The sequence below is a fragment of the Bacillus sp. 007/AIA-02/001 genome, assembly GCF_004634455.1.
Classification (GTDB): domain Bacteria; phylum Bacillota; class Bacilli; order Bacillales; family Bacillaceae_G; genus Bacillus_A; species Bacillus_A cereus.
The window spans coordinates 52,565-65,231 of record NZ_SEIY01000011.1; the positions used below are offsets into that span (position 1 = coordinate 52,565).

The window sequence follows — 12,667 nt, forward strand, 5'->3', positions numbered from 1 at the left end:
TCTCCATTCTAATATATAGTTTAAGTAATGTATTTTATACCAAGAATCCAAAAATTACGATGTTTATTTTGTAATATGTAATTTTGCATATCGTCCACTACTGATTCAAAATAACCTAACATTGTAATTTTCGTTTTCCAAAAATTCATGATCATGAACACATCTCATTAATTCTTGAACTTCTTACCCAAAATATCCGCATATACTGTGGCACCAGGGAAAACCATCACTGGTATGATATATAAATTACGCTTCCATACAAGACTAGCTTAAAAATATTTTTCTTATTGCTCATTTTTCTATTTCCCCTCTATTAGAAGTACTCCTAGCACATCACACTAATAAAAACGATAGTATTAAAAAATAAGGAAAGACATAATACGTATGTCTTTCCTCTAAAATTGTAATACTCAATATGCTCTTGGCTCTATTTGATTTTCCATTTAAATCCTCACATATCTTTCTTTATAATATCTCCTAACTCCATCCAATTTGTAATACGCGGGATATTGAGATATTGATTGTAAGAAGTAGTTTTTGCATATACATTTATCGGTTTTCCTATTAACGTTTCTAAAACAGCCGGCTTATCATCAAAGAAATAGTTTAATTTTATTTCTTGTATGAAGTGTATTTTTTCTTCATCCTTCATTCCATAGAAAAAGCGATCTTCATGTACCGGAAATCCTTTTTCTATTAACCATTTTTTTGTTTGCTCTCCATGCTCTTTAGGTCGCGCCGTTATATAGTAAATTTCATGTCCCTGTCTTTCTAATTCTTGCAATGTCTCTACAGCATACGGAAACGGTGAACAAGAAGTATAATAAATCTCATCCAGCAAACTATTCCACATATGACCGCCTTCCTCGGAAGTCATGCCAAATGCTTCATGAATTTCAATTGTTTTTAAAGAATGGAATACATCCAACCCTACTTTTTTGTTTAATTTCTTATTATATAAATGAAAAGCATGCTGCCTTAAATCAATTAGTGTATCATCGATATCAAATCCAAATTTCACTCTTCATCGCTCCTTTCTGCAATCCATTTATCGGAACATATAAGTAGTTTTTATTCCCCTTATTGCTCATCTTTCCGATATGCTGGATAGCCAATAAATCTATAATCTTTTCCAATCTGGGTAAATGATATATCCTTAAATTCAATTGCATCTTTCATTTTAGTAATACCAGTCCCCTCTACAAAACTAGGCGCCAATCTACCTCCAATAATTTTAGGTGCGAAATATAAAATAATTTTATCCATTAGTTTATTTTCAATAAACGAAGCATTTACTTCTCCACCACCTTCAATAAGCAGGGAGGAAACTCCTTTTTGTCCTAAAACATCAAGCATTTCATGTAAGTTTATATGCTTTTCTCCGCTAGTAACAAATACTTTAACTCCTGCATTTTCTAATGCTTTCTTTTTTTCCTCTGCATGATTACTTGTTGTAAATATCCAGGTAGGAGCTTCTCTATCTGTAACAACGTTAGCTTCCATCGGTATGCGTAATGTCGAGTCCAATATTACTCGAATTGGATTTCGGCCATTTGGAATACGCGTTGTCAATGATGGATTATCCTTTTGAACAGTATTCGCTCCTACTAAAATAGCCGCATTTTCGTTTCGTATTTGGTGTACTTCTTGTCTTGCTTCTGTAGATGTAATCCACTTACTATCCGATAAAGACGTAGCGATTTTCCCATCTAATGTAACTCCTGATTTAATCGTTACAAATGGGCGCTTTGTCAAAATATATTTATTAAAGACTTCATTCATTTTTTTAGATTCTTCTTCACACACTCCTACAAGTACTTCAATACCTGCATCTTGTAGAATTTTAATTCCACGTCCAGAAACAAGCGGGTTTGGATCAAGTGTAGCAACTACTACCTTCTTAATTCCTGCTTGTACAATTGCTTCAGCACAAGGCCCTGTTCTACCATGATGAGAACAAGGTTCAAGAGTTACATAAATTGTACCACCACGTGCCTGTTCTCCAGCCATACGTATCGCATGTATTTCGGCATGTGGTTCTCCGGCCTTCATATGTGCTCCGACCCCTACAATTCGATTATCATTTACAATTACAGATCCAACCAATGGATTTGGAGTCGTTTGTCCCTTCATAGCCTTGGCATTTTCTAGTGCTAGCTTCATATACAATTCATGCTCAAGCATGTAAGTTTCCCCCTTCAAAATGTCCAGAACGCTGAATCTTCGTTTGCAAATATTTCTCATTAAACTCTGAGACATCACCCCATAACGGTTCACGACTCGTAACATTTAATCCCGCTTTTTGTAACGCTTCTAATTTTTTCGGATTATTTGTAATAAGTTTTACAGGTTTTGAGCGTAGCGCTTTTAATACTTCAATTGTATCATCATAGTTTCGAACATCATCTTCAAAACCTAGGTTCAGATTAGCTTCTACTGTATCTAACCCATTTTCTTGCAAGAGGTACGTCATAGCTTTACTAAACAAGCCAATTCCTCTTCCTTCATGATTCGCTAAGTAAAATAAAGCACCTGAACCATGTTCTGTAATCATTTGTAAAGACTGCTTTAATTGGAATCCACAGTCACAACGTTTACTACCAAAGATATCACCGGTGTGACAAATACTATGCATACGAATTAGGGTATCTTCAGAATTCTCAAAATCACCATATACAAGTACACTAGATTGCTGCATATCAGCTAAATTAATAGATGAGAGTTTTTCGATAATTCCTTCTACACTATTTGTAACCTCACTACATTGTAACCAAGAATACCATTGAAAAACTTTAGTCTCCCCATATAAATTAATTGGCAATTTGATAGGGCCTACTAAATAAATATCCTTTCCATCTTGATGTATAAATTGAATTTTATCTTCTAACATATGAATTGTATCTGTTGTAACCATTAGGTACCTCCTAGTATAGAGAATCTCTAAAATTCTCTTCCATTGTTATATTTTTTATTGTTTAACTTACACAACGTAAGTGTTTTTACAGATGCTATTCTTTTTTCTCTCAGCTTATATGCAATATGTATCATTACAACTTTGGCCATTTAAAGAAAAGAGTTTTAGTTACATAAAACAACTTAGTTACTTTATGTAAGTGAGTATACATTCGTAATCAATTTACGTCAAGTAATTAATTATAAAAACATTTGTTACTAATAGTAAGATGTTATATAATTTATTTTAGGAGGTGAAGGAAAATGAATGATTCTACATTATGCCCTCGCTTTGAAAAAGGAATGAAATTTTTTAGTCAACGATGGACAGCACTAATTATTTACCAACTTTTTTCTGGATCTCAGCGCTTTTGTACACTTGAATCTTCTCTTCCTGTTAGCGGAAGATTACTTTCAGAAAGATTGAAAGAATTAGAACTAGAAGGAATTGTCGAACGTAAAGTCTTTCCTGAGACACCAGTTCGTATAGAATATTCTTTAACTCAAAAAGGATTTGCTTTAGAAGCTATTATTCGCGGAATAGAAGAATGGTCACAGGAATGGATAGAACTTGAGGAATAACATAAAAGCTTTTTCGTATATAGTTTTAAGTAATCAAATTACAGATACCTATTATTAAAACGCTAATTTTTCAAGCATTTATGAAAAGCTAGCGTTTTTTAATAAATAAAATGTAAGAAATAAAGCAAGGTGATCAAAACGATCACCTTGTTCCCTTACAGATTAAAATAGTGTTTTAAAATCTTTTATTCATACATACTCGATTAATAAAAAAAACGAATAAGCTTTTTTATTAATAAACAGTTTTATTTTTACAATACAGTTAGCTTCCCCTGCTATTTGCGGACAGTAAGACCACCACTGATTAAATTTCTATTTTATTACATTCGAATATTACTTATGAAATTTCACACGCTCTTCAAGTGGTTGGAATTCTTTTTCACCTGGTGCAGCTGTTGGATTACCAAATGGCATTTGTGCAATTAGTTTCCAATTAGCAGGGACATTCCATTCTTGTTTTACCTCATCGTCAATTAATGGATTATAATGTTGTAATGATGCCCCTAATCCCTCTGCTTCTAAACCTGTCCACACGACTAATTGGTGCATACCTGATGCTTGGTGTGACCAAATTGGGAAGTTTTCAGCATATGCAGCAAACTTTTCTTGAAGCGATTTAACGATAGCCTCATCTTCAAAGAATAATACTGTTCCATAACCAGCTTTAAAAGAATCCATTTTTTGTTGCGTTCCTGAAAAGTCTCCATCTCCAACTACTTTTCTTAATGTTTCAGTGGTAATATCCCATAATTTATCATGAGCTTCACCAAATAATACAACTAATCGTGCAGTTTGAGAATTGAAAGCGGATGGAGTATATTTCACAGCAAACTCCACGATTTCTTTAATTTTTTCATCCGATACTTGTACCTCTTTATTAATCCCATAGTAAGTACGTCTTTCTTTCAGTGCAGTATAGAAATCTTTTGTCATAATTCCGTTCCTCCTAAGTTTTAATATTCTTCAAAATGATACATCTCGAAGATAGTATGCGTTTAAATGAGTTCATTTTTGAATCATTGAACTTCCTAGCACCCATTGCCAGTCATTCTAAATCTAAACACACTGCTTCCTTCAGTTTTCCTAAAAAAAGCCTTATAACATCATTCATAAAATCTAATCATCCTTCGGTACTATTTTACCCATTCTCTATTCATGTATCCTGCTTGTTTCATATTTACACAAATATGAAATGTAGCTACTTTAATCACCAAATTTCACATTAATTTAGAGCATCTTCAATTACAGCAATTTCGCTCACTCGAACAAAACGATGCAATTTAAAGAACATTGCAAAATTAAGTACTACCTGTAAAAGAACCCTCTTAGCCGACTATAAGAAAAAATAATAAAAAGCCAAAAACGAACAATAATATGTTCATTCTTGGCTTTTACTTAACCATCACATTTATTTTTACTATTGCTTCAAATGATTTTTAACTGCCCTTATTACCAATTCGTGATCTTCTTCTGGTGGTAATCCTGAAACTGTTATCATTCCAATAACCCCTACGTTTTTTATTCTGATAGGAAAACATCCACCAAACGCAGCGTATTCTGAAGTATCTAAAAGATATTTTTCATTATAGGAGACCCCAGTTATTTCACTTTGTATCTGCATATAATACGAGCTACGATCATGCAGGGAAACGACTCGTTTTTTACGCTCAATCCATTTCGTATTTTCCTCATTTGTCCCTGTCATCTTGAAATGAAATAATTGCACACCATTTTTCGTTATATCAACAGCAATCAATTTCCCCTCTTGCTTTGCTGTTTCAACGATAAATAAACCTAGTTGCAAGGCATCTTCATTTGTAAAAGAGGAAAATTGAAGTGTTTCCTCCTCTTTTAAAATTTGTTTACTTATTTCATTCAAATTTGAAGTACTCATATCTTTAACCTCCATAATTGTTTTATGCCACACCGACATTTTTTCGAAATTATTAGGCCATATAATACAACCTTTTAATCACACTGATTCTAAATAAACTACTGTAACATCTTTGATAACTAGTAGTACCGTAAAGCTTGTTTTCTTCTTACTGGTGCTATTATGAATGACATTCAAAGTTATAAAAAGTACTATTCTACTTATCCCTATCTTACAGAGACTATTATGAAATATATTTAACATCTTAAAAATGTATGTACTAAAGAATAATATTTTTAATCACTAACTTTTTTGATCAATCGTTATAATCCAATTTCATCAAAATTTTTATCAATTATTACACTATCCAACAATAGGAGGAAACAAAGATGGATGAAAGTATATCCAAAAGCTGAAAAGCAGTTGAGTCCCTTGAGGGAATAGTCATAATTCACTACGTATAGAAATAGACATACAAAAACGCCATCCTTTCCTATAATTCTAAAGAAAGAATAGCGTATTCTTTTCAAAAATGAGTTCTTTTATTGAGAAACTTTGATTCTATATCATACATAAAAGGGCAACCAGTGCTAAAACAGCTGGAAATCCTTGTTTCACAATAATCGATTTATTAGATGTGAAACCTCCGAAAATAGCTGCTATCACCACACAAATCACGAAAAATAATTGGACCATATAACCAATTGGATTGAGCCCAAGTACAAGTCCCCAAATGAGACCAGCCGCTAAAAATCCATTATATAAACCTTGGTTTGCAAACATAATGGCTACGTTTCGATCTCCTTCTAAATGCTTCGGTAATTTGAAAGCACGTTTCGCTACTTTTGAATCAATAAAAAACATTTCAAGGATCATGATAAACAAATGTTCTAATGCTACGATCCCGACTAAAATAGCTGCGATTATTTCCACACTATTCTGCCCCCTACACTCTCTATTCTTTAATATTCTCTACATTTTTTTGCATCTGTAATAGAACATGAATAAGTATTTTTCGTTCTTCTCCACTGATATTTACGAACATTTCCTTCATAAAATGTTCCTTTTCTTTCTTGTTAAAATATTAATTGATGTATCAATTATTGATACATCAATTAATATACATCTCTCTTTTTATTTTTGCAAGTTTTTTTGCTCAATTGGTTTTATTTTGTTCCAGCAACTTTAAACCAATTCAAAACATCAGTTCGCATTTCTAGAAATCATAATTACTTTAAGTTCATTCTGACAATCATATTTAACTACATATATAAAAGAATTGAGTTATATCTCCATCAATTTATAAAAATTAATTTTTTCTAAAAACAGATACTTTACGTTTTTTATAGTAATAAAAATCATTTTTGTTTCAGAGGCAATCCATTTTGTTAGCTTGATGGGCATAGGATAGTACCCATATGACGAACCAATTATCTTTCAAGAAGACGGCTAGAAATCTGGATTTGGCACAGGCGTTGCCTACTTCCGTGATCCAGATGGTACTAATTTAGAGCTAATTGCTCCAAAAGGTCCATTTAGACGTGATTAATTAAAATATATTAATACTGAAAAACCACCTTTATGAGAGGTGGTTTTTTGTTGCTAATGGTGAAGATTAATATTGAGGTCTGATTGAGACCTATTCCTTTTCCACATCTTTCATCATACCATCGAAAGAATAGTCTTATAGCTATTTCAAATAGCTCGGCAGTACTATATCGCTAGCAAGCTAAAATTTCATGGTACTCAAAAAAAAATCTGCTGAATCATAACCAAAAAGTTCATTTTATCATTTCGGAGTAATTCGAAATTCTTAAGTTGTCGGGCACGGGGTACAGCTGAAAAACAGTGTATATTCATTAACTTCAAACAAATTTTGATGTAACAAAATTTGTATTTATACCTTTTTAACGAATTCAGATTTTAATTTCATAGCTCCAAAACCATCAATTTTACAATCAATATCATGATCTCCATCAACTAATCGGATACTCTTTACTTTTGTACCAATTTTTACAACTGATGAAGTTCCTTTTACTTTAAGATCTTTAATTACTGTTACAGAATCACCATCGTTTAAAATATTTCCATTTGCATCTTTAATTACCTTTGTATCTTCACTATTTTCAGCTTCTAATTCTAAAGTCCACTCATGAGCACATTCTGGACAAACAAAAAGATTCCCATCTTCGTAAGTGTATTCTGAATTACATTTTGGACAATTTGGTAAATTAGGCATATTTTTATTTCCTCCACTCGTTTTCGTTTATTCTATTAAATAAATATTATTTTTAATTTCCGTTTTTCGTTTAAATGTACGGAAAATATTCTCTTCTTGCTGTTTGATACTTATTTGTTGAATGTATAAAAAAACTACTTGTTCACACCTTGTAAAAAATCTTCTCCACATTCTCCAAAGCAAACTTTCTTCTTCTCTACTTTTTTAATAAAATGATTAAAAAAGTAGATTAACTCAAACAAACTTTGTATGTGAAGTGAAATTTTTAAAAATCTAATGCATTTTCTTTATTCTTTATTGTATTGATTTCCTGAGATTGCTGAGAAAGCCCTGTACATTCATGAAAAGCAAAATGCTTACACCCTATACATTTTTTTGTATTCAGATGTCCTAAAGCACAATTAATTGCTTCTCCGGTATGATTAAAAAAGTTTTCTTCCCCAATCTCAGCGTACAATCCATTCTTATCTAGATTGGCTTTTAGCTCTGATTGAATTCCAGAAATAAGAAGTACGCCACCTTGTTTTTTGAAGTGCTGAACAATATTCCTAAAGTAAGACTCTCCTGTGGTATCAATAAAAGGAACTTTTCCCATACGTAAAATTAAAACATTAGGTTTATAATGAATAGTCGCTAAAATATTTTGTTCAAATGTTTGAGCAGCCCCAAAAAATAATGGCCCTTCTATTGTATAAATGCTAATTTGTGGGCAATCATGAGCTTTATTTACCACATGTGGTAGCAATTTTTCATTTCTTTTTGTATGATCAGGAAGCACTTTTGATATGACAAGCATATTACTCATACGTTTTGTAAACAAAATAATAGCTAATATAAGACCAATCTCTACAGCTGTTGTTAAACTAGTAAATACAGTAAGTAAAAATGTTACCAATAATACAAGAGAATCTCCCGTCTTCATTTTAAGTATGTGATAAAAATGTTTCTGCTCGCTCATATTCCAAGCTACCACCATTAAAATCGGGGCCATACTAGCAAGTGGAATATGTGAAGCATATGGCGCTAACAGTAGAAGTGTAAATAACACAAATCCTCCGTGAATAACACCCGCCATCGGAGATACAGCTCCACTCTTAATATTAGTTGCTGTACGTGCAATCGCTCCAGTTGCCGGAATTCCGCCAAATAACGGGGTAACAATATTGGCAATCCCCTGACCGATAAGCTCTTTGTTACTGTTGTGTTTACTATTTGTCATACCATCTGCCACGACAGCGGATAAAAGTGATTCAATTCCACCGAGCATCGCAATAACAAATGCAGGACCAATTAACTGCTTTATACGTTCTAATGTGATTTCTGGTATATCAAACTGAGGAAGTGTATTTGGAATCGTACCATATGCTGTACCAATAGTAGGTACATAACCTGAGAAAAATACAGTTGCAATTACAGTTGAAATAACAACACCTACTAATGAACCAGGCACTTTTGGTAAAATCTTTGGTGTTATGAGTATAACAAAAAAGCAAATCAAAGCAGTTATAACACTATAAAAATTGGTAGTACTGATATGAGTGAAGAGTTCCTTCAAATTCGCTAGAAATTCCTCATGCTTTTTTATACCTGTTAAACCTAAAAAACTAGCAATTTGTCCCGTAAAAATAATAACAGCAATACCTGAAGTAAAACCAATTGTTACAGGACGTGGAATAAACTTAATTAAAGAGCCTAGCTTGAAGATTCCCATAAGACATAAAATAATTCCAGCTAACAAACCCGCGAGTAGTAAATTTTCGTATCCATAGGTAATTACAACTCCTAAAAGAATCGGAACAAAAGCACCTGTAGGTCCTCCAATTTGATACTTCGAACCACCAAACAGTGAAATGAGTATTCCAGCAATACAGGTTGTATAAATCCCATACTCTGGCTTAACACCAGAGGCAATAGCAAAAGACATAGCAAGTGGAATCGCAACAACTCCAACAATCATTCCTGAAAGAAGATCCTTTTGAAAATGTGCTAATGAATATCCTTCAAACCTTCCTGTAAATAACTTTCTCATTACAAACCCTTCTTTTCTATTTTTAATAGATCTGGATTACAAATGTATTTCTCGGTCCCTTATACAGAAAATTGTCCTTTTCGCAAAAAGAAAAACCATCCTAATATTTACTATATGTTTTACTTAAATGACACTCCAATTCACCTATATCTCCACCTTGTTGTACATAGGATTTCAATCTTTCTGCTAGACGTTCTCCGGCTCGACTATCTAGCTTCTTCGTATCAATAAACGATCTAATCCTTACCTTATCTGGAGTAATATCTCTACGAAACATTTGTCCTGGAATTTCACTCCAAAAACGATTCCATTCATCCAGTAATCCTATTTGATCAAATAAAAAACCTTGAATTCCACATAACCAAGCTGTACAAGCAGTATTTCTTTTTCGACATCCAACTCCATCTTGTAAATGTTGGCATGAAAAACAACAAGAATTTCCACTTTTTATACAAACTTCACAAACGTAATGAGCTCCTAATGAGCAAAATGTTTCAATCCCATGTTGGATGATATCTTCTTTCTTAACCTCAATACTCAACCTATCCCTCCTTAGCCATCATTTCAGTTTCTGCTCCATCTAGCTCTTCTAACATTGAAATCGTATCGATTAAATGGTTGTTAAAAATCTTCCGTGCAACCACCAATAAATCCACAATAATAGGGTCTCGTAAAGAATATAAAACTCTTTTTCCATCTTTTCTACCAACAACAATGTTTTTTGAACGTAGTACACTTAATTGCTGAGAAACAGCTGAACCTTCCTTATTTAGAATATCTTGAATTTCGTTTACGCTTTTTTCACCTTCTGACAATAATTCTAAGATACCTATTCGCAAAGGGTGTGCTAAGGCTTTAAAGAAATCTGCTTTAAATTGTTGCATTTCGTTTCCCATTGAAATCCCTCCGTTACTTTTCCTCAATTTTCAAAAGTACCATATACATCTTCAAATGTTTGAATATGTATATGGTACTTTTAAAACCTCGAATTTTCAATACAAATTTTACAATATTAAATAAGCATCAAATAGAGATACTATTCAAATTCAGGTTCAAAATTTATTATCCAAAATAAAAGCGCCTAACATATTAGGGATATATAATACGTTAGGCGCTTGATATTTAAAATTTCTCGATTTAGGTCTTGATAATATTGGATGAGTATATAACCAAAATGCTAGATGACTAATATGAATAAACTTATTTGTAAAATTAATTCATTAGAATATTTTAAGAGCAAGTTTTGAAAAAAACTATTCAAAACTTGCTCCTTCTTTTCTCAGATCCAACTATTTTGATACTAAAACCAACAGTAGTGAATTAGAATAATGATTTAATACTTGCTAAGACAGTAAGTACACCTACAATAATAACAAATACGTTACTCATTTTCCCTTTGTATTTAGCTAGTACCGGCACTTTTTGAATCGCATACATCGGTAATAGACATAAGATAGCAGCAACTAATGGACCGCTTAGAGAATCAATAAGTCCAAGAATACTTGGATTTGTATAAGCAACAAACCAGCATGATAATACAACAAAAGTAAGGATTACTGTCTTAATTGTTTTTTCTTCAATATCTTTTCCACGTGATTTACCGAACTTAATAATCATGTCACGCATTACTTCAAATGCTCCGATATAATGGCCAAGGAAAGACTTTGTAATAGCCACAAAAGCAATAATTGGAGCTGCAATAGTGATTACAGGCGAATTAAGCTCATTAGCAAGATATGAAAGAATTGATAAGTTTTGTTCTTTTGCCATTTTTATATCATCTGGAGTCAAGCTCAATGCGCTACTCCAAACGAAGAACATAACAACAGCGAATGTCATGATATAACAAACCTTTTGTATTTGCGCACATTTAGCATCAGTGGCTTCGATTCCATACGTAGCTCTCTGTTTCACAACAAATGATGAAATCATAGGTGAATGATTAAATGAGAATACGATGATTGGTAGAATCATCAATATCGTTCCAAAATAGCCTGTTCCTGTTGAAGCAGTTGAAACAGCTGAAAAACTAAGCATTGACGTATTCCACTGTGGAATTAAAGATATTGCGATAAAAAGTAAAGAAACTATGAAAGGATACACTAACATACTCATTACCTTTACAGTAATATCTTGACCAAAATTCAGTATAGCGATAAGACCAAGAACTAATACAAGTGATAAAATAGCTCTTGGAGGTTCTGGCATGTGCAATTGATGCACGATAAAACTACTTGCAGTGTTTGTAAGCGCAACCGAATACATTAGTACGATTGTATAAATTGAACCGAAATATACGATGTTAAAAATGATACTCGCTTTATTTCCGAAATACTCTCTAATTGTACCTGTGATCCCCTCATCAGCAGAATTAGAAGCGTATATCATTTTAGCAAGCGCCCTATGTGAGTAATACATAACTGGATATGCAAGTAATGTAATTAGTAGTAAAGATAATAAACCACCTGAACCTGCATTAATCGGTAAAAAGAGCACCCCTGCTCCAATTGCAGTTCCAAATAGACTGAGTGCCCATGTAGTATCCTGCTTATGCCACTTTTTCGGATCTGCATATTGCTCATTTTTTCGTGCGGTATTTTCAGCTTGAACTTCTATTTTCTTTGCAGTATTCCCGTTCATATAATAACTCCCCCTTGTATCTATTCCTGCATCTCTCTTTACACCTAACAAATATTCCCTTTTCGGAAAATGAATTCCTTACAAGTTGCCCCACTTTGTATGTCCTTCATCATAATGAATCCAAATTGAAACATTCGCTAGTTAGCGTCCTAATATAATTGTTAGCGTTCACAAAAAAGTTTACTCGTAATATCCGCTCTTTATATAAAGACCTCTTAAGAGAACAATATAGAATAGACTTCATAAATACGTTGCAACATTTCTAATAACAGTGTATTACTTTAATGGTTTCTCTTTTTTACTTTTAAAAGTAATTTTAGCTAAACCGGCCTCTCTTCATTTGCGAGGCGTT

Annotated in this window: 13 protein-coding genes and 1 pseudogene; 2 read left to right on the top strand and 12 right to left on the bottom strand. The window is 32.8% G+C overall.

The features are described from left to right. Positions 1-20 precede the first annotated feature (20 nt). From ES895_RS29985 to ES895_RS19760, 4 genes are all read right to left on the bottom strand, one after another. The gene (locus ES895_RS29985; protein WP_000605687.1) at positions 21-155 is read right to left on the bottom strand and encodes a hypothetical protein; all 135 of its coding nucleotides are present in this window, start codon (positions 153-155) and stop codon (positions 21-23) included. A gap of 296 nt (positions 156-451) precedes the next feature. Continuing rightward, entirely contained in the window at positions 452-1,021 is a 570-nt protein-coding gene (locus ES895_RS19750; protein ID WP_000668223.1) for a 5' nucleotidase, NT5C type, read from the bottom strand. Between the two features lie 59 nt (positions 1,022-1,080). Further along, positions 1,081-2,184 carry a bifunctional diaminohydroxyphosphoribosylaminopyrimidine deaminase/5-amino-6-(5-phosphoribosylamino)uracil reductase RibD gene (gene ribD, locus ES895_RS19755; protein ID WP_000889429.1) on the bottom strand — a complete coding sequence of 368 codons (1,104 nt, stop codon included), beginning with the start codon at positions 2,182-2,184 and terminating at the stop codon, positions 1,081-1,083. Then, on the bottom strand, positions 2,177-2,914 hold the full coding sequence (locus tag ES895_RS19760) for a GTP cyclohydrolase II (protein WP_135238581.1): 738 nt from the start codon (positions 2,912-2,914) through the stop codon (positions 2,177-2,179). Before ES895_RS19760 ends, ribD begins: the two co-directional genes overlap by 8 nt. Positions 2,915-3,216: 302 nt before the next feature. Between ES895_RS19760 and ES895_RS19765 the strand changes: the two genes are divergently transcribed. After that, positions 3,217-3,534 (top strand): winged helix-turn-helix transcriptional regulator, encoded by a 318-nt coding sequence (locus tag ES895_RS19765; RefSeq protein ID WP_001000104.1) that lies wholly within the window; start codon positions 3,217-3,219, stop codon positions 3,532-3,534. 333 nt (positions 3,535-3,867) lie between these two features. Here the strand turns inward: ES895_RS19765 and ES895_RS19770 are convergent, their stop codons facing one another. From ES895_RS19770 to ES895_RS19780, 3 genes are all read right to left on the bottom strand, one after another. Continuing rightward, entirely contained in the window at positions 3,868-4,467 is a 600-nt protein-coding gene (locus ES895_RS19770) for a nitroreductase family protein (protein WP_000158938.1), read from the bottom strand. Positions 4,468-4,951: 484 nt separating this feature from the next. Further along, positions 4,952-5,467, bottom strand: a complete 516-nt coding sequence (locus tag ES895_RS19775) for a heme-degrading domain-containing protein (protein WP_002061924.1) — start codon at positions 5,465-5,467, stop codon at positions 4,952-4,954. 501 nt (positions 5,468-5,968) lie between these two features. After that, positions 5,969-6,340 (bottom strand): DUF1304 domain-containing protein, encoded by a 372-nt coding sequence (locus ES895_RS19780; protein ID WP_000402470.1) that lies wholly within the window; start codon positions 6,338-6,340, stop codon positions 5,969-5,971. 481 nt (positions 6,341-6,821) lie between these two features. Here ES895_RS19780 and ES895_RS19785 point away from each other — a divergent pair. Beyond that, positions 6,822-6,956 (top strand): annotated as a pseudogene (locus ES895_RS19785) (VOC family protein); the annotation flags it as partial. Positions 6,957-7,304: 348 nt separating this feature from the next. On the opposite strand, the gene ES895_RS19790 reads toward ES895_RS19785, so the two are convergent. The 5 genes from ES895_RS19790 to ES895_RS19810 form a co-directional block, all read right to left on the bottom strand. After that, entirely contained in the window at positions 7,305-7,646 is a 342-nt protein-coding gene (locus ES895_RS19790) for a zinc ribbon domain-containing protein YjdM (RefSeq protein WP_001133198.1), read from the bottom strand. A gap of 265 nt (positions 7,647-7,911) precedes the next feature. Further along, positions 7,912-9,675, bottom strand: a complete 1,764-nt coding sequence (locus ES895_RS19795; protein WP_070756814.1) for a SulP family inorganic anion transporter — start codon at positions 9,673-9,675, stop codon at positions 7,912-7,914. A gap of 100 nt (positions 9,676-9,775) precedes the next feature. After that, on the bottom strand, positions 9,776-10,216 hold the full coding sequence (locus ES895_RS19800) for a DNA mismatch repair protein (protein WP_098348176.1): 441 nt from the start codon (positions 10,214-10,216) through the stop codon (positions 9,776-9,778). A 1-nt stretch (position 10,217) separates the two neighbouring features. Continuing rightward, entirely contained in the window at positions 10,218-10,571 is a 354-nt protein-coding gene (locus ES895_RS19805) for an ArsR/SmtB family transcription factor (RefSeq protein WP_065703588.1), read from the bottom strand. Positions 10,572-10,995: 424 nt separating this feature from the next. Then, entirely contained in the window at positions 10,996-12,315 is a 1,320-nt protein-coding gene (locus tag ES895_RS19810) for an aromatic amino acid transport family protein (RefSeq protein WP_001014190.1), read from the bottom strand. Between the last annotated feature and the right edge of the window lie 352 nt (positions 12,316-12,667).

Coding starts and splice junctions, on each gene's coding strand:
- ES895_RS19810 (WP_001014190.1), bottom strand. CDS start 12,315: ATGAACGGGAATACTGCAAAGAAAATAGAAGTTCAAGCTGAAAATACC.
- ES895_RS19760 (WP_135238581.1), bottom strand. CDS start 2,914: ATGGTTACAACAGATACAATTCATATGTTAGAAGATAAAATTCAATTT.
- ES895_RS19765 (WP_001000104.1), top strand. CDS start 3,217: ATGAATGATTCTACATTATGCCCTCGCTTTGAAAAAGGAATGAAATTT.
- ES895_RS19790 (WP_001133198.1), bottom strand. CDS start 7,646: ATGCCTAATTTACCAAATTGTCCAAAATGTAATTCAGAATACACTTAC.
- ES895_RS29985 (WP_000605687.1), bottom strand. CDS start 155: ATGATCATGAATTTTTGGAAAACGAAAATTACAATGTTAGGTTATTTT.
- ES895_RS19775 (WP_002061924.1), bottom strand. CDS start 5,467: ATGTCGGTGTGGCATAAAACAATTATGGAGGTTAAAGATATGAGTACT.
- ribD (WP_000889429.1), bottom strand. CDS start 2,184: ATGCTTGAGCATGAATTGTATATGAAGCTAGCACTAGAAAATGCCAAG.
- ES895_RS19770 (WP_000158938.1), bottom strand. CDS start 4,467: ATGACAAAAGATTTCTATACTGCACTGAAAGAAAGACGTACTTACTAT.
- ES895_RS19805 (WP_065703588.1), bottom strand. CDS start 10,571: ATGGGAAACGAAATGCAACAATTTAAAGCAGATTTCTTTAAAGCCTTA.
- ES895_RS19795 (WP_070756814.1), bottom strand. CDS start 9,675: ATGAGAAAGTTATTTACAGGAAGGTTTGAAGGATATTCATTAGCACAT.